Origin of the sequence: Clostridium sp. UBA1056 (assembly GCA_002316385.1) — a bacterium.
In the GTDB taxonomy this organism is placed as follows: Bacteria; Bacillota; Clostridia; order Clostridiales; family Clostridiaceae; genus Clostridium_J.
Genome location: DCDL01000010.1, coordinates 1 through 18997, shown reverse-complemented (window position 1 = coordinate 18997; position 18997 = coordinate 1). Strand labels below are relative to the sequence as shown.

At 29.1% G+C, this 18997-nt stretch carries 14 protein-coding genes and 1 other annotated feature; of the genes, 4 read left to right on the top strand and 10 right to left on the bottom strand.

Annotation, left to right across the window (positions count from 1 at the left end; all coding sequences use genetic code 11):
• Nucleotides 1-134: 134 nt before the first annotated feature.
• Nucleotides 135-869, bottom strand: coding sequence for a single-stranded DNA-binding protein (locus B3W71_RS03540; RefSeq protein ID WP_346887567.1), 735 nt, complete (start codon nucleotides 867-869; stop codon nucleotides 135-137).
• A gap of 352 nt (nucleotides 870-1221) precedes the next feature.
• Nucleotides 1222-1986 carry a polysaccharide deacetylase family sporulation protein PdaB gene (pdaB, locus tag B3W71_RS03535; RefSeq protein ID WP_346887566.1) on the bottom strand — a complete coding sequence of 255 codons (765 nt, stop codon included), beginning with the start codon at nucleotides 1984-1986 and terminating at the stop codon, nucleotides 1222-1224.
• 164 nt (nucleotides 1987-2150) lie between these two features.
• Between pdaB and B3W71_RS03530 the strand changes: the two genes are divergently transcribed.
• Entirely contained in the window at nucleotides 2151-2675 is a 525-nt protein-coding gene (locus B3W71_RS03530; protein WP_346887565.1) for a DUF4364 family protein, read from the top strand.
• A 47-nt stretch (nucleotides 2676-2722) separates the two neighbouring features.
• Here the strand turns inward: B3W71_RS03530 and B3W71_RS03525 are convergent, their stop codons facing one another.
• From B3W71_RS03525 to B3W71_RS03515, 3 genes are all read right to left on the bottom strand, one after another.
• The gene (locus tag B3W71_RS03525; RefSeq protein ID WP_346887564.1) at nucleotides 2723-3607 is read right to left on the bottom strand and encodes a YncE family protein; all 885 of its coding nucleotides are present in this window, start codon (nucleotides 3605-3607) and stop codon (nucleotides 2723-2725) included.
• 82 nt (nucleotides 3608-3689) lie between these two features.
• Nucleotides 3690-4994, bottom strand: a complete 1305-nt coding sequence (locus B3W71_RS03520) for a folylpolyglutamate synthase/dihydrofolate synthase family protein (RefSeq protein ID WP_346887563.1) — start codon at nucleotides 4992-4994, stop codon at nucleotides 3690-3692.
• 495 nt (nucleotides 4995-5489) lie between these two features.
• Complete coding sequence (locus B3W71_RS03515) at nucleotides 5490-8132, bottom strand: valine--tRNA ligase (RefSeq protein WP_346887562.1); 2643 nt, start codon at nucleotides 8130-8132, stop codon at nucleotides 5490-5492.
• A gap of 194 nt (nucleotides 8133-8326) precedes the next feature.
• Nucleotides 8327-8544 (bottom strand) — a binding site (T-box leader).
• A gap of 164 nt (nucleotides 8545-8708) precedes the next feature.
• On the opposite strand from B3W71_RS03515, the gene B3W71_RS03510 reads away from it, so the two are divergent.
• On the top strand, nucleotides 8709-9068 hold the full coding sequence (locus B3W71_RS03510) for a hypothetical protein (protein ID WP_346887561.1): 360 nt from the start codon (nucleotides 8709-8711) through the stop codon (nucleotides 9066-9068).
• Between the two features lie 135 nt (nucleotides 9069-9203).
• Here B3W71_RS03510 and B3W71_RS03505 read toward each other — a convergent pair whose 3' ends face one another.
• From B3W71_RS03505 to B3W71_RS03495, 3 genes are read right to left on the bottom strand one after another with little or no spacing between them, the layout of a single operon-like run.
• The gene (locus B3W71_RS03505) at nucleotides 9204-10391 is read right to left on the bottom strand and encodes a transglutaminase-like domain-containing protein (RefSeq protein WP_346887560.1); all 1188 of its coding nucleotides are present in this window, start codon (nucleotides 10389-10391) and stop codon (nucleotides 9204-9206) included.
• A 38-nt stretch (nucleotides 10392-10429) separates the two neighbouring features.
• Nucleotides 10430-11290: a recombination regulator RecX gene (gene recX, locus B3W71_RS03500; RefSeq protein ID WP_346887559.1), complete on the bottom strand. Its 861-nt coding sequence runs from the start codon at nucleotides 11288-11290 to the stop codon at nucleotides 10430-10432.
• A gap of 38 nt (nucleotides 11291-11328) precedes the next feature.
• Nucleotides 11329-12576, bottom strand: a complete 1248-nt coding sequence (locus tag B3W71_RS03495; RefSeq protein ID WP_346887558.1) for a pitrilysin family protein — start codon at nucleotides 12574-12576, stop codon at nucleotides 11329-11331.
• A gap of 235 nt (nucleotides 12577-12811) precedes the next feature.
• Here B3W71_RS03495 and B3W71_RS03490 point away from each other — a divergent pair, with 235 nt between their 5' ends.
• Nucleotides 12812-14380 (top strand): DEAD/DEAH box helicase, encoded by a 1569-nt coding sequence (locus B3W71_RS03490; protein ID WP_346887557.1) that lies wholly within the window; start codon nucleotides 12812-12814, stop codon nucleotides 14378-14380.
• Between the two features lie 137 nt (nucleotides 14381-14517).
• Nucleotides 14518-15972: a WG repeat-containing protein gene (locus tag B3W71_RS03485; RefSeq protein ID WP_346887556.1), complete on the top strand. Its 1455-nt coding sequence runs from the start codon at nucleotides 14518-14520 to the stop codon at nucleotides 15970-15972.
• 295 nt (nucleotides 15973-16267) lie between these two features.
• On the opposite strand, the gene B3W71_RS03480 is transcribed toward B3W71_RS03485, so the two are convergent.
• The gene (locus tag B3W71_RS03480) at nucleotides 16268-17050 is read right to left on the bottom strand and encodes a 4Fe-4S dicluster domain-containing protein (RefSeq protein ID WP_346887555.1); all 783 of its coding nucleotides are present in this window, start codon (nucleotides 17048-17050) and stop codon (nucleotides 16268-16270) included.
• A 489-nt stretch (nucleotides 17051-17539) separates the two neighbouring features.
• Complete coding sequence (locus B3W71_RS03475) at nucleotides 17540-18730, bottom strand: pentapeptide repeat-containing protein (protein ID WP_346887554.1); 1191 nt, start codon at nucleotides 18728-18730, stop codon at nucleotides 17540-17542.
• Nucleotides 18731-18997 lie beyond the last annotated feature (267 nt).

The window sequence follows — 18997 nt, the reverse complement described above, 5'->3', positions numbered from 1 at the left end:
CGGGTAGTCATCAGATAACACAAAATATACGAGCATTCTGACTTATTTATTTTTTGAAGATGCCTAAATAAAAAACAAGTTAAAAGCTATCATGAAGAACTTCTTCATGATAGCTTTTTAAGTAATTTATTTTATTAAATAACTTCTTTATTCTCAGTATCATCTAAACCATCTTTTTGCACATTATTGCTTTCATCTGTGACTTCATCATTGTTCACTTTGCCTATAATAGTAATGCTATCTCTATTTTCATCAGTAACTCTTTCCATTTTAGAGATTGAAACCTCATAGGCAATCTTTCTAACCACTTCTGTGGCTGTGATTTTCTTTTGATACTCTCTACTTTGTAGTCTTCCCCAAACCCTAATATTATCTCCTACTTCTAAACTCTTACAAAATCTAGAGTTTCTTCCCCAAGCGATAGTAGGAATATAATCCGATTTATTATACAATCTATTAACAGCTAATAGCATGTCTGCTATTTCTCTGCCAAATGGAGTCGTTCTGTAAACGGGTGCCTTGCAAATATATCCATCTAAGAAAATTTGATTTGGATTCTTTCCTCTTTCCTCAAGTTGGCGAATATCCCTTGCAAATACAGTTAGTATAAGTCTATTGGCACCATCTACAAACTTGTTGTATGATCTAAGCTGCCCATCTATCACAAGCTCACTTCCAATGCTTACATCTATTCCTGCAATTAATCTTTCTGATACTGTAATCACCAGTATGTCTGAAGTATCGCTAAGTCTCGAAACCTCAAATTCAAAATTGTAAAATCCTTCACCATACATTTCATGGCTAAACTCTAAATCTGAAATAACTTTTCCTTCTAAGTAGATTTTGTTATTAAAAATATTATTATCCATGGTAACCCCTCTCTCCCTTGGTTTTTTAGTAAAATTTACTATAATCTATATTCTTAATAAATAAAAATATTCCTATTTATAGTAAAAATCATACATTTTTCTTATAGTTCTATTTACATTACCCCCGTGAGTTAATTATAGAATAATTGCCTAAATTTTACAACATATAATTTGAAAAAATTCATATTTTTTAATTATTTAATAATATATTTAATAATACGTTATTAAATAATTGTATATTCATGTAATTCTGAACTAAAAACCAACTTTTTATGATTTATTTTTTTAAGATACTATTTACTATTTCTAATCACTCGTATTAACTCTACTTAAATTGAACTTCATGTAACATCTAATCCCTATTTAGTATTTGCTTTCCTGTATGATCTAAATAATAATTTTCACTATATATTAAGTCGGAAACCTTAACAAATTCATATCCCATAGATTGATACTTCTCAATTATTCTTGGTAAGTTTTGTGGAGTATATTTTCCATCATTATGAAATAATAGTATAGAACCTTCTTTAGCCTTTGATACTATTCTTTCATATTCTATATCTGCTCCATTTGCCTTCCAATCAATACTATCTGCATCCCATTGTATAGCTTTTATTCCTGCACTCTCTATCGCTTCCATAGACGCATCATTATATGCTCCTGAAGGAAATCTAAAGGTTTTAGGTGATTCACCAGTTAAACCAAGTATTTTTGCATTAGCTATTTCTAAATCCTTTATTATATTCTCCTTTGTCATAGTGGTATAATCAGGATGTTTGTTAGAGTGATTACCTATTTCATGGCCTCTCTTGGTAATTTCCTTTACTTTCTCTGGATAATCATCACACCATAATCCTATAATATAGAATGTGGCTTTTGCATTATACTTATCAAGGATATCTAGTATTTCATTGGTTTTGTCATCTCCCCAATTAACATCAAAGGTTATAGCTATCTTCTTTTCTTTTGTATCTACTGAGTAGATAGGCAACTTTTTATTTGTCGGAGCAAATGCTTCCTTATAAAATACACGGCCCATAATACCTACACATACTGTTATTATTAACAATGCCAAGTAAGTTGTTACTTTTATTTTAACTCTATTAGTTCTTTCCATATTTCCTCTCTATCTATAATCTTACTTTCTATAAAATTATATTCAGAACACGGCATTATATGCTATACTGTATCATGTAAACTTAATTCATATTCAATAAATATATGTTATAATTTAATATAATAAATATGTATAAATGTACATGGTTTAAAGGAGGTTATTTTATGTTTGATAATTCTTTGAACTTGGCAGAACACAAGCTTCTACTATTGCACATAATAGATAAAGTTGATTTACCTATCTCAAACATACAACTTACAGAAATTGTCCTTGAAAATAATTTTATTAACTATTTCACCCTTCAAGAATATATAGATGAATTAATCTCATCTCAATTAGTGAATAAAGTTAATTATAAAGATAAGGATAGATTGGTAATATCTAATAAAGGTAAGGAAGTTCTATCCTTGTTTAAAAATAGATTATCTAAGGATGATTTAAGTAAATTAGACTCCTACATTGATGGAAAAATGAACTTAATAAAAAAAGAGGCTACTATTTCAGCTGATTACACCATCGAAAATTCCAACAGTTACGTAGTTAGTCTAGGTGCTTCTGAAAATAATATTCCTCTTATGGAAATTAAGGTAACAGTGGCATCAAATAAACAAGCCAGAGAGTTATGCTCTAAATGGAAAGCTAACCCTTCTGACTTATATACTAAAATTATTAAAGTTTTAACTGAATAGTTTATTAAAGACCTAATAAGCCTAGTATTTGTATTTACCTAAGCATTTTACTCTATAATCATCCCTGTAGGCTGACCCTTTAAAGGGATGATTAATTTTTCGTGATCATTATTTCTATTAATCCTTATTATTAGATCATTGTAGCTATCCCCTACATAGATATACTTTTCATCACTAATTATTCCCCTAGGCATACCACCAGTTCTTATACTTTTTATATTTCTAAAATTTATGATATCAATAATAGATATAGTTCCGTCTCCATAATTAGATACATAGCAATATTTTTCATCGCAATACATATCGAAAGGACAGTTTCCAACTGATAATCTATGTATTACTTTATGACTTTTACTTGATATAACACTTATACATCCCTTATCTAAGCTTCCTGCGCTACTTTCACAAACAAGAATATAATCTCCATTTATAGTAAATAAAGCTTTTGTTGGTGCTGGTCCCACCTTTATGTTTTTAATATCACTACCATATAATGAATCAAATAAAGTGATTGTATCATCTCCATTATTAGCTATAACTATTTCATTGCTATGGTTACAGCAATCAATACTATGGGGAGAATCTCCACAAGGAATAATCTCTATTATTTCCTTTTTGTTTAAATCAAAGGTTACTACATTATTTGAATCCCCACAAATAATATATAAGTGATTTCCTAGGGAGCAAATATCTCTGCAATTTCTTCCTAAATAATAGCTACTAGATTTTAAGTCATTTAAATTGACTATAGATACTGAGCCATCATAGCAATTTGAAGTAAATAATAGATCTCCCTGCATACATAATCCATGAGGACCTATTTTATTTTCATTAACTCCTGTTAACTTTATAACATCTTCTACTGCAAACTTTTCTATATTCACTTTGTTAATGCTATCCTGAGTTGTATTACAAATATATAAGTACCTCATTGGAATCCCTCCTCACATTATACTATGAAGGAATCTTCTAATCTGCTACGAAAAAATTTGCTACAACTTTAATATATTTTTATTATATATGAGATCTTATTATTTTTCTCATATCTCCTACCATATAAAGAGAACCCGATACAACTAACAAAGTATCTTCATCACAATAAGAAAGTGCTTTATCATAAGCTTCTTCATAGTCCATAATAGCTTCACATTCTCTATTACAAAGATTAATCTTCTCCTTTAAATCTTCACATAGTTCGGATCTTTCACTATGTGGTGTTACAGCTATAATCTTTTCAGCCTTAGGACATATTATATTTATCATTTCATCTACTTGTTTGTCTGCCAAAATTCCTATTATTAAAACTAACTTTTTGTAATTAAAGTAAATATCTATACTTTCAGTTAACTTCTTTATACCATCAATATTATGAGCTCCATCAATGACCACCAAAGGATTTCTTCTCATAATTTCTAATCTTCCTGGCCATTTAACTTGAGATAAACCGCTTAATATGCTTTCCTTTGTAATATTAACTCCAAGGCTCATTAAAACCTCACAACTATTTATAACTACATTACAATTTTGAACCTGATATGTTCCTAAAAGTAATAATTTAACATCATAAGAGTCCTTCTCAGTTGTAACTTTTAATTTTTGGACTACAACTTTTTCTTTGCAATCTCCGACTTCAATCATTGATACATTTTCTCTTTTAACCTTCATAATTGGTGCTGCCTTTTCATTGCAAATATTCTCTATAACTTTAGCTACTTTAGCTTCCTGTGGATATAAAACTACTGGAGTATTATTTTTTATAATTCCACCTTTTTCAAAGGCAATCTCTTCTAAAGTGTTTCCTAAAATATGCATGTGATCGTAACTTATAGAACCAATTATAGAGAGAATTGGTTCTATAACATTAGTAGAATCTAACCTTCCTCCAAGGCCTACCTCTACCACTACAAAATCAGCTTTCATCTTATAAAAATATAAAAATCCAGCACAAGTTATTATTTCAAATTCAGTAGGATTACCATAACCCAAATTAGTTACTTCTTCAACTGCCCTTGAAACCTCTGTAACTATACTTGCTAAGTCTTCTTTAGGAATGTTACTATTATTTATTTGTATACGCTCTTCAAACTCTTCTATGTAAGGCGATATATAGCATCCTACTTTATAGCCGCTATGTACTAGTATGTTTGTAATCATTGCTGTGGTTGAACCTTTACCATTAGTTCCTGCCACGTGAATAGTTTTTATTTTTTTATGCGGATCCCCAAGGACCTCTAATATCTTCTCTGTTCTTTCTAAGCCTAATTTGCTTCCAAACTTAGCTGTATCTTTTATATAATTAATAGCTTCAGTATAATTCATAATAAGCCTCCTGAATTCTGATTTCATATCCTATTCTACATCATTACATATGTATACTCAACTATGGTATACTAATAATTTTCAATATATTGCAACTTATTCTAATTTTCTTATTTTTATCATTATATATTTTTATACTAATTAACAATAATAACAGTACATCTTATAATCCTTATATCCTATCATGACTTATTATAAAACTATTTCAAAGACACTTCCTATAATTCTTAAGTAATGAAGCAACTATATAAAATTTTAAATAGCTTCCTATTTAAAATGCTTCATATACATATATTTATCTATGAAACATTCTAAAATGTTAACTTTTTAAGTAGTCTCCTATTTATAAATTCACCTATATGTTTTAATATTACACAAAAAGGATATCTAAAAGCATAAACTATCGATATATAGTTTATAAGCCTTTAGACATCCTAATCTTTAATTATTAACCAATATTAAGCTTTACTTTTCAATATAGTTTTATAAGTTATATTATTGTAACTTCTCTATACTTTCTAATACTGAATTGTACATTTCTCTGTATTTTTCACCTTTAGCTTTTTCTTCTTCTACAACTTCAGCTGGAGCTTTAGAAACGAACCTCTCATTAGCAAGTTTCTTCTCAACCCTTTCTATTTCTCCTTGTAGTTTAGCTTTTTCTTTATTTAACCTTTCAAGCTCTTTTTCTACATCTACTAGTTCTAAAAGTGGCATATATATCTCTGCTCCTTTAGAAACTACTGAAACTATATTCTCTGGTGCTTCTTCTCTAGAATTTAGTATTATAACTTCACTAGCAGATGCTAACTTTTCAAAGTATACTTTTCCTTCCTTAAAAGCTTCTGCTGCTTCAGTTGCATAAATGTAAGTCTTAGCTTTTCTTGAAGGTGGAACATTCATCTCTATTCTGGCATTTCTTGTATTTCTTATAGCATCTATAATATAGTTCATATATTCTTCTGCCTTCTTATCATCAAGGTCTGCTTCATATTCTGGCCATTTAGCTATAGTTATAGATTCACTTTCCTTAGTTAAATGAGTATATATCTCTTCTGTTATAAATGGCATTACTGGGTGAAGTAGTTTTAATCCAGAAACTAAAACCTTATGAAGAACATTTAGGGCTACTCCCTTAGTTTCCTCATTATCGCTATATAATGATGGTTTCGCAATTTCTATATACCAATCACAGAACTCAGTCCACATAAAGTCATGGACCTTTTGAAGAGCTATACCAATTTCATATTTCTCTATATTCTCTGTAACTTCTTTAACAATATTGTTAACTCTTGACAATATCCATCTATCAGCTACAGAATAGTTCTTACAATCTTTATATTTCTCTATAAGTGCTTCATCATTATACATCATAACAAATCTTGAAGCATTCCAAATCTTATTTGCAAAGTTTCTAGCTGCTTCAACCCTTGATTCATAGAACCTTATATCACTTCCTGGAGCATTTCCAGTAACAAGAGAGAATCTTAAAGCATCTGCTCCATAGCTATCTATAACCTCTAATGGATCAACTCCATTGTCTAGTGACTTAGACATCTTTCTACCTTGATCATCCCTAACCATTCCATGGAAGAATACTGTTTCAAATGGCACCTCTTCCATGTTATATATTCCTGAGAATATCATCCTTGCAACCCAGAAAAATATTATATCTCCACCAGTAACTAAAGTACTTGTTGGATAGAAATATTTTAAATCCGCTGTGTTATCTGGCCAACCTAAAGTTGAGAATGGCCATAAAGCTGAACTAAACCAAGTATCTAAAACATCTTTATCCTGATCTAAATTTGTAGAGTTACACTTAGTGCAGTAAGTTGGTGCCTCTGTTTGAACTATTATTTCTCCACAATCTTTACAGTACCAAACTGGAATTCTATGTCCCCACCATAACTGTCTTGAAATACACCAATCTTGAATGTTTTCCATCCAATTGTAATATATCTTTTCAAATCTTTCAGGAACAAATTTTATTTCTTTTTCTCTTACTGCTTTAATTGCTGGTGCTGCAAGAGATTCCATTTTTACGTACCATTGTTTAGAAAGCATTGGCTCAATAGTACATCCACATCTATCATGAGTTCCTACATTATGACTATGATCTTTAATCTTAACTAAATATCCTTGCTCTTCTAAATCTTTTACTATAAGCTTTCTAGCCTCATATCTATCAAGGCCTGAGTATTTTCCATAACCTTCAGATATAGTTCCGTTTTCTTCTAAAACAACAACTTCTTCTAAGCTATGTCTCTTACCAACCTGATAGTCATTAGGATCATGTGCTGGAGTTATTTTAACGCAACCTGTTCCAAATTCCATATCTACATAGTCATCTGCAACAACTTCAATTTCTCTATCTACTAATGGTAATCTAAGCTTCTTACCAACTAAGTGAGCATATCTTTCATCCTTAGGATTAACCGCTACTGCAGTATCTCCAAGTAAAGTTTCTGGTCTTGTTGTAGCAATTTCAACAACTTCATCACTATCTATTACTGGATAGTTAATATGCCAGAAATGTCCTCCTTGTTCCTCATATTCAATTTCTGCATCTGAAATAGCTGTCATACATTTAGGACACCAGTTTGTGATTCTATTTCCTTGATATATAAGTCCATTATTATATAATTTAACAAATACTTCTCTAACAGCTTTACTTAAATTTTCATCCATAGTAAAAGCTTCTCTTGTAAAGTCTGCAGAGCAACCCATTTTTTTAAGCTGAGTTTTTATTCTTTCTCTATATTCTTCTGTCCAGTCCCAAACCTTCTCAAGAAAAGCCTCTCTTCCCATTTCTTTTTTCTTAAGTCCTTTTGCAAGTAAGGCTTTCTCTACTCTTACCTCTGTTGCAATACTTGCATGGTCCTCGCCTGGTAGCCATAGTGTACTATACCCTTGCATTCTCTTAGTTCTTATAAGAATATCTTGTAGAGTATTATCTAAAGCGTGACCAAGGTGTAATTGTCCTGTAATATTTGGTGGTGGCATTATTACTGTATATGGCTTTTTATTTTCATCTACTTCTGGAGTAAAAAACCCACTTTCTTCCCACCACTTATAAAGTCTTTCTTCAAACTCTTTCGGATCATAATTCTTTGCTATATTGTTGTTTTCATCCATTGTTATTACCTACCCTTCTATGACTTATCTTTTTATTTTTAGTTGCTAGTTACAATAATCTTAAATACTAAATAAATTTAATATTTAAGAATTTAGATAAACTGATGTCTGATTTTAATTCTTTTTTAAGTTTCTTCATATTAATATAACCTTATAGATTAATATGAAAATTAATAAAAAAAAGCGCTATCTTCCCAAAGGACGACAGCGCGCGTTACCACCTTTATTTCTCAAAATTACTTTTAAGACTCTCTTATTTTTAACGATGAGGAACCACCGTCTCTAGCTACTTAATTTCGCTAAAGCAACTCCGAAGCTACCTTCAAAATACTTCCTATAGAAAACCTTTCAGCCTATGAGTTTCCCTCTCTTAATATTTCATATCTTTACTCCTCTTCATCACAGTCAATTTATTATAGTATTACATATTTCTCTTTTATAATATTATATACAATATTATTTTTTTGTCAACATGAAGTTTAAAATAAAATTTCCATAAATTTATAGATATTAATAGTATATTCTAGGATAAAGTGGAAAACATTTAGATAAAGTACTAGTTAGGAGGTCTTTTCCTTGAATTATTTTGCACAAGGTAATGATTTATATAAACTTAAGGACTATAAAAATGCTATTGATATGTATAAAAAATCTGCAGAGTTAAAGGAATATGAAGCACCTTCATTTTATAATTCTGCTGTATGTTTTATTAAGTTAAAAAATTATAAGGCTGCAATCCCTCTTATTCATAGAGCATTAAATCTAAGAAAAGAAAGTAAATATTACTTTAACCTTGCCTATTGTTATGTAATGATGGATGAAAATCAAAAAGCTCTAAATTATTTCAATACAGCTTGGTCCATAGATAATACAGATGTTGAATGTGAAAAGGCCATAGCCCTTATACTTGCTAAATATAAAAAAACAAGCCTATAAGCTTGTTTTTTATATTTAGGCATCTGAAAATAAATAACAAGTCAAAGATGGGAGTATTAGAGCGGGTAGTCATCAGATAACACAAAATANNACGAGCATTCTGACTTATCTATTTTGTGAAGATGCCTTAAATCTCTACTTCCATTCTCCAGCAATCTTTCTACCTCTGTGTTCTGAATCAAATGTATCATTATCAAAGTAATTGCCTGCATCATAGAAGGTTGGATCCACATTTACCCACTTATCCATATCCTTTATATATACTTCATTCCATGAGTGGCTAACCCAAGACACTCCATTATATCCTTCTCCTACAATTAGTCTAACTGGTATACCATTTGCTCTGCACATTGCAACATACAAACATGCATAGTCAAAGCATACACCTTTTCCTGTATTAAAAGTATTTATTGCTCCTGAGGTAATCTCTGTAGGCACTGTATTATCCATAACCTCTTTAGCCTTATTATCGTCATAGACTATATTATTTCCTATCCATTTATAAATAGCTCTTGCTTTATCATAATCATTATTATATTTACTAGTTATATTTAAAGCAGTATTATCTATAACATTATTGGATTTAATTCCCTCATCTAAGGTTACCCCATTGTAAATAATTATTCCCTGTAGATATCCATTTACGTCCTCTACTACATTATTTTTCTCATCCACTACTTTAAATGAATTCTCTAATATATTTGGAAAGCTTTTAGCTAATTCAGAATTTGTAACAGGGCTTATGATTTTTTTATTAATATAACTATATATATTAGATGAGCTTAACTTACTGTCTAGATTTTCATTTTTTAAAAATATTGATGCATAGCTAAGTAAAGCCGCTAATATTATCACATAACATATAGCCTTAGGAATTTGAAATAGTCCTCCCAATAGAGATCTAGTACCTCTTCCTGTATTTCTAATACTGGTATCAATAGCATCAGAAGCCGGATATAGAACAAGTCTACAAAAAAACTCTATAAGAACCCTAAACAGCTGATAAATCACTAAAAATATAACTAATAATATAATTCCATTAAATAGTTTAGATTTAGTAATGAGAAAAGCAAAGGATGGTGAAATCTTAGAGGATATGTATTGAACTAACCCATACTTATCTAGTACAAATACATCTTTCACTACCACCGTAGTTAGTATTATTGAGCATACCATTGCTATGGATGTTAAAACCCCCTTAAGAGTAACTATCATGCTTTTACTTTTTGATTTAAATGTAAATCCCATTAATATAGGACATATAAATGCTATTCCTAATACTAATGAAACAATATTTATATTATATCCTTCTAAAAATTCCATTCTGACCCTCCTTTTTCTATTATCATATATCCTATGTTTTAGTAATAAGAATCTTCTCCTTGAATAACTTTGTTTAAAACAGATTTGATATCACTATAACTGTAGCCCTTTCTTAGAAGAAAATCCTGTAACTTTTTCTTTACCTTAAGGCTATCTCTCTCTGAATTATTAAGGCGTTCATATCTCTTTTCTGCAAGATTAAGTAATTCATCCCATTGATTTTCTTTTTCTTCTTCATATCCTTTTAGAAATACTTCCTTATTTTCATCTTCATTAATTTCTAATTTATTTACTACTGATTTTATTGTATCAAAATTATATCCCTTAGATATTAAGAAAGTATTAAGCTTACTTTTAATTTTATTTATATTACCTTCATTTTTACATAGCACCTTAAGTTTTTTTTCAGCTAGCTTTAAAGCCACTGTTTCTTCATCCTCAGAAGTAATTTCATTTAATATGCTATTTATTATATCCTCAGATATGCCCTTTTTTATAAGTTTATACTTAATGTTACCTTTGCCTTCGATTCTCATATTTTGTGTTGCAAAGGCCTTAGCATAATATTCATCATCAATAAATTTATATTCCTTTAAAAATTCTATAACTCTACCTATGGCGTCTTCATCATACTCTTTCTTTTGTAAAAATTCTCTAACCTGAAATTCACTCTTTAAGGCTCTCTCAATATACTTTAACGCCTTTGACTTTGCTGTAAGATAATTATCTTCAACTATAACTTCTTTTAGTTCTTCAATATCTATTTCTTTTCCCTTAGTTAAATTATAATAATATACTAATTCGCTGCTACATCCAAAGGCAAATTCACCATTTATAAATATGTTTACTCTATTTTCCTTCTTCTTTTGAGCCTCAATTTTGGTAATTACTTTACTCACTGCTCTTCCTTCCCATCATCTATAGAAATTTTAACCTCTTACTCCTTATCACATAAAAGTACATGAATGGTAGGCTTATTTAACACTTTTTTAGCTACCTCATATAGATCTTGAGCGACTATATCATTTAAGTTCTCCATATCTTCATTAAATTGATATAAGTTTTCATCTTCCATAGCTTGATGTACTACATAATTCCCTAAATCCGATGAATCTTCTAAAGTAGAAGCTATGGCAGTCTTAAATACCTTTTTCATTAAATTTATAGTGTTATAGTCAAATACAATTATTTCCTTTTTAATCCTTTCTATACAATCATCTATAGTTTTTATAGCGGCATCTACATCCTCTGGAGCCACCGCTGCATAGATATAGAGAGTTTTTAGGCTATTAGTTAGATCCAAACTTGTATATATATCATAGGCAAGTCCACGCTCCTCTCTAAGCTCTCTAAATAATATGGAGTTAGAACTTTCTCCAAATTTATGATTCAATATTCTTAAAGCTAATTCTTCCTTTTTAGTTAAATCATTAAAAGCATACAGATATATTACTGTACTTTGCTCCATATTATCTCTATGGGTAATTTTAAATTTCTCTTTATTCTTTTCAAAGCTTAGAGCAGGTTTATCTACTTCTTTACCTTGCCAATCCTTAAAATATTTCTTAACTAACTCCACTACATATTCATGTTCATAAGCAGATACTACTGTAATTACTGTGTTATTTGGAACGTAGTAATTACTATAGTATCTCATTAAATCTTCTCTATTAATTGCCCTTACAATAGCTTCTTTACCTATTACATCAACCTTTAAAGGACTATGGATAAAGGCCATATCATTAATTTTTTGGAAGGATAAATCTTCTACATCATCCTTACCACTTCTTAACTCTGCTAAAATTACCCCTCTCTCCTTCTCTATATGTTCATCTAGGAAAGTAGGGTTTTGGAGTAAATCGCTAAGTAGTTCTAGCCCCTCATCTAGTTCTTCATTTAAAGTAGTTGTAGTAAAAACAGTAGACATATAATCTGTATAGGCATTATACTCTCCACCTAAATTTTCTAAGTCACCATTTAATTTTTCATTATCTCTATGTACAGTTCCTTTAAAAAGCATATGTTCAATAAAATGAGATATACCTCTCTCATTTTTGCTTTCACAAACTGCACCAACTTTAACCCCTATATTTAAAGAAGCTATTTGGGTTTCTTTTTTTATAGTAATTAATCTAAGACCATTTTCCAAATATGTTTCCATGGTATCAAATAAAAATTTTTTCATATATTCTCCTTAATTTAAAATCTATATATCTAATTATACCTATAATATTAATTATATCTACACATACTATAATATATGATTTTATAGAAATGTAGTAGAGTTTTATATTTCCACCTATACAATTTTTATCATGTCTAAATATAGCTAGTTATAAAATTTTAGTTTACAATTGATATTATATATATACTGTGGTACTATTAGGTGTATTTAAAGAAAAAAGAGAAGAGGAATATGAATGATAAAAACTAAATTTGAAGAACTGGGACTTAAGGATTCCATATTAAAGTCTATAAACGACTTAAACTTTGAGCATCCTAGCGATATACAAGAAAAAAGCATTCCTGTAAGTTTACAAGGTTACGATATAATAGGTCAAGCGCAAACAGGAACTGGTAAAACCCTTGCCTTTGGAGCACCTATCCTTAGTAATATGGGCCCTAAGGGTGGAGCTATCCAAACTTTGATATTAGCTCCAACAAGAGAGTTAGCTATCCAAGTTAGCGAAGAACTTTCAAAATTATGTAAGTATGAAAAATATAAAATTCTTGCAATTTATGGTGGTCAATCCTTTGACAGACAGCTTGCTGCTCTAAAAAGAGGAGTGGATATCGTGGTTGGAACTCCTGGAAGAATATTAGACCATATTAATAGAAGAACATTAAAGCTTGAAAATGTTAAATTCTTAGTTTTAGACGAAGCTGACGAAATGTTAAATATGGGATTTATAGAAGATATAGAAAGCATTCTATCAAACTTAAACGAGGAAAGACAAACACTTTTATTCTCTGCCACAATGCCAAGACAAATAAAAAATCTTGCTAAGAAGTATATGAAGGCAGATGCTCAGCATATTGTAATAGCTAAAAAATCAATGACTGTTTCTAAAATACAGCAATCATACTTTTTAGTTAACCCATCTAATAAATTTGATTCACTTTGTAGAATTTTAGACGTAGATAATCCAACTACAACAATAATGTTCTGTAAAACTAAAAAAGGTGTAGATGAACTAGTTGACGCACTACATAGCAAAGGCTATAGTGTTGAAGGTATGCACGGAGATATGAAACAAAGCCAAAGAATGAATACTTTAGCTAAATTCAAGAGCGGTCAACTACATTTTCTTGTAGCTACTGATGTTGCAGCTCGTGGAATTGATGTTGAGGATGTTACTCACGTTATAAACTATGACCTACCACAAGATATAGAGTCTTATGTTCATAGAATAGGAAGAACTGGTAGAGCTAATAAAGAAGGAATTGCTTATAGCTTTGCTTCTAGAAAAGAAGTTTCCTTTATAAGACAAATCGAAAATCATACTAAAAGTAAGATAGTTAAAAAAGACATTCCTACTTTAGCTGATATATTCTCTGCTAAGTCTGGAAGCTTAATTGAAAATATTGGAAATGTACTACAAGAAGATTCTTACAACACATTTTTACCTATGGCTAAAGAACTAATAAATGAGTACGGTGCTGAAGATGTTACTGCTTCTTTACTTAAACTTATGTTTGATAAAGAGTTAAACTGTAACTACTCTGAAGAAACTGTAGAGCTAGATGATACAACAAGATTATTCTTATCTATTGGTAAGCTTGATAAGGCTAGAGCTAAAGATGTCATTGAATTCTTAGATAATACTGCCGGTGTTAAAGGTAAGGAAATTGGAAGAATTGATATTCTTGATAAATTTTCTTTTGTTGATGTACCTAGCAGTCTTGTAAATGTAATATTAGAAAACTCTAAAGGAAAAATGTTTGGTAAGAGAAAAGTAAATATTGAAATATCTAATAAAAGAAAATAGACTTTAGAGCCTAATTATATAATTGAAATGCGGTATTTGACTTAATGCTGCATTTTTATTTTTTTGTCTAAAATCTTGTATACTCGTGGAAAATACTATGTTAAAATATAGCAGATAATACTTTTTAAGGAGGATTTATGAATATTTTGAATAAATTTTTTCTGATTTTGTTATTAATTTCTTGTATTTTTCTAGAGGGCTGTAATAATACTGCTAAATATGAAGATGCTTCGACATTTAATGAAGGTTTGGCCTCGGTTAAACTCAGAAATCTCTATGGCTTTATTGATACTGAAAAAAATCTAGTAATAACACCAACCTATGAAGAAGCTTATCCTTTTTCTAATGGTATGGCTTTAGTTAAAAAGAATGGTCTTTGGGGTGCCATTGATAAAAAAAATAATGTGGTAATTCCGTTTAATTATGAAGAAGCTACTATTATATCTGATAACCTCCTTTGTGTTAAGCAAAATAACAATTATGGTTGTGTAGATTTTAAAGGTAACATAATAATTGATTTCATATCTCAAAATCCAATTTTAATATATACCCATAATAATAAAAATATAGCTATAATCACAGAAAATAATTATCAAGGATTTATAGATTTAGACACTAATTTTAAGGTAGAGCCCAAATACACTGGTGTAATGCCTTTTCATGATAATAATTCATATATAATTTACCTTGAATGTAATAGAAAATTTGGTTTTGTAAATCTAGATACAAAGACTATAGTAGAACCTAAATATTCTAATTCTTTAAGTTTTAATGACGAACTATCTCCTGTATCCATAGATGGTAAGTTTGGATATATAAATATTAAGGATGAAATAGTAATTGAGCCTATTTATAATACTGCTACTCCATTTTATAATGGACTGGCTAATGTATCCCTAAATGGTAAGACTGGATGTATAAATAAAACTGGAGAAATAGTCATACCTATTATCTACGACTATATAATGCCCTTCTATCAAGATTATGTAACTACAGCCTCAATTGATGGTAAAGTTTCTCTTATAAATACTAAAGGTCAATTACTCTTTGAACCTAAGTTTCAAAACATAGATTTTAATTCTGAAAATGATATGTTTCCTGCCTCTTATTTAGATGAAGATATAAATATTAAGTATGCATTTATAAATAAAAAAGGGGAAATTGTTCTTAACACAGATTATACAGGAGTATCACCATTTCACAATGGACTTGCTACAGTTTCTAACTTGGGTAGATATGGTATTATCACTTCCAATGGTATGGAGATAGTTCCTCCTATTTATGATGAAGTATATGGACTTGATGAACAGGGGAATACTTTTCAAGCATGCTTAAGTGGGAAATGGGGAATTATAGATAAAGCTCAAAAAGAAATACTAAAATGTGAATATGATATTATTGAAACTTACAATAATAATATATATAAAGTAAGTAAAGATGGGAAATGGGGACTTTTTAACAAAACATCTAATAAACTTACAGATATCATATATGATGATATTAGATGCTCTTATGAAAATAATGCTCCTATAGCTGTGAAATTAGATGATCACTGGTTTTATATTAATGAAGATGGAAATAAAATAAAGTAACCGTCTCTTTCTATTGCTTTTATATCTAATCTAAGAATAATATTTTTCAATCAAAATTTTCTTTTAGATTATATATAATATTTACAGAATCCATTATAAACTTAGCTATTATGCACCATTTTCATAAATAATAAAGAGCTATCTAAAAATCAGCTCAACATTATATAAAATACGTTGATCAATTTTAAAATAGCTCTATATCTTGTAATATTATAAATTATCACTAAGTTATAACAGCATAATCAATTATTAATAAATTATCACTAAATCTTAATAATATTATAAGATATTTTCTCTAGTCTTCTATTATTTCTCCACTAGTTCCAATGATTACTTCTCTATAAGGAACTATAGTTTGTGCTTGAAGCATAGCTCCTTTAACTGAAGCTACTATTCCTGCACAACATGGTACCTCCATTCTAACTACAGTTATACTCTTTATATTATTCTTCTCAAGTATTTCAGCTAGTTTATTCTTGTAATGCTCATTATCGTCAAGTTTTGGACATCCTATCACTGTAATTTTATCCTTCATAAAATCTTTATGGAAATTTCCATAAGCATAGGCTGTACAATCTGCTGCCACTAATAAATTAGCATTTTTTAGATATGGTGCACTAGTATTTATCAAATTTAGTTGTACTGGCCACTGCATAAGCTGAGAGTTATTTTCATAAATTGTTGCTGTTTTCTTAGGCATAGTTTCCATAGTAATTATTGGCTTTCTTTCAATGGATTTTGCCATGGTTCCAGGACATCCACATGGAATTTTTTCTTCATTTATATTAGACTTCATACTATTTATATGATCAGTACCCTTATTTTCAACTTTATCATCTAATTCTAAAATTCTTGCCTTTACCGCATTATCATCATATTCTTCTGCTTCTCTTTCTACAATTTCTATAGCTGATGTAGGACAATTAGGTAAGCAGTCCCCTAGTCCATCACAATATATATCGCTAACGAGCTTTGCCTTTCCATTAACTAATTCTATAGCTCTTTCATGACATGCAGTAACACATAATCCGCAACCATTACATTTTTCCTCATGGATTTTAACTATTTTTCTCTTCATAAAAAAACCTCCTAAATCTATTATTTAATCTCAATTAATAAGCTTTTATAAAATAATCATAACTTTTATTAAACTCTAAAAATTAAATTTAAAATATACTATATTTACTATAGCTTAATTATAACTAGATTTCTATAATAGATATGTAACCTTTGTTACAAATCAAAAAATTTTATGAAGAATCGAGCTTATAGTTTTATTATGTTAAATCTTTAAACCGTTATTTACCTTTTATAATATTATTAATATCTGTATATAAAAATAAGTACTTAAATAAAAGTACTTATTTTTATATGCAAATTTTAGTTATATTTTACATACTTTAAGTCGACAAATTTGATTTTTATGTAATAAACTTATTTACGTTATAGCACTATTATAGCAAAAGCTACGAGGATTCTTTTTATCAAATAAATTACAATTAAAATAGCTATCTCAAAATAAATGAAAATACCTATGAATTTCAATCTTATTTTGAGATAGCTCTTTTTATCTAATTAATTTTCTTGTTAAAGTACCTATTCCAACACCTGTCATGATTACTCCAATTATCATCTCAGCATTTGCTACTATAAAAGAAGATGGTATTGGTGTTTCATTATCAGAACCTAGACCTGTAAATACTTCAACACTTATATTGATACATTGATTAACTTGGCTAAGAAATTCATTAAAACTTTTTGGTAATCCTACACCCCACCAATAAGCAGTTATTTCTTTTTCATAAGAGTATCCAAACACAATATACATAACTGCAAAAATTAACATTAAAACTAAAGAGGTTATCAATGGAAATAACAACCTCTCTCCATATCCACAAGTAAGCCAATAAATATAAGATGATATTTTAGGTAATACCTTTTTTAAACTCCTCCTTTGCATATTCCTGCATAGATAATAATATTCTCCAAAATTGTTTTTTAAATTATTTTCATTAAATTTATTTGCAATAGTTGCATATACAGTATATATACCTTCATACTCCTCCTTAGTTCTTTTCTTAGGTTCAATTTTATCGAAGAATGTTTTTGGGTCCAATTTACTTTTTGTCTTATCATTAAACTCTAAGTCCTCAATATAGGTTGATATTATCTTCCCACCAGATAAATCCACATCTATTAAATTAATCTTTTCCATATAAGAATTTATAATTATAACATTGCACATGTCTGTAAGTTCAAAGGATGTATCTTTAAGCTCACATTCATCAATAATTAAATAAGTAATATTAGAATTTAAAAACTTACAATATAACTTACATTTTTCGAATGTACATGATAAGTTATCCCTCTTATTTAAAGATGGTACATTATTAATTTCTTCTAAAATCATAGTACAATTTTCAAAAATTACTCCTCCACCTCCAAAGTCACATTCTATAAATTTACATGCTATAAAGGTGCAATTCGTAAATTTTATATTATAAAATTTACATTTTATAAATTCAGTACATACAATATTCTTATCAGCAATCTCTAAAAACTCTCCTTCATTTTCAGTTTTAGAATTATTTATAGTTCTATCTTCAATGATTCTAAAGCTATACTTTCCATCTGGCTCAATACTAATTTTACTTTTATCATTTTTTATTTGGCTAAATAACTTCTTGTTATTTTCTATTCTTTTCTGTAGCTCTTCTTTTCCTTTAAACACTTCTTCCTTAAAATTTATATAAGCCATAAAACTCCTCTCCTTTGATTATGTTGTTTCCTTTTTATCAGTAATACTACTTAGTATGGTAACTTTTAAAAAAATTACTCCCATCTTTGTATATTCATTTTTATATTTTATCATTCGGATTTTCCAAAGAGACAATAAAAAAACTGTATAATCCCTAATTATATGAGTTTGATTCTTCTACTCTTATAATTACAAGATTGAAACAGTTTATTTCAAATTCTATTTATTTATAGTTTTAAGTTTTTTCTTAGGCATCTGAAAATAAAT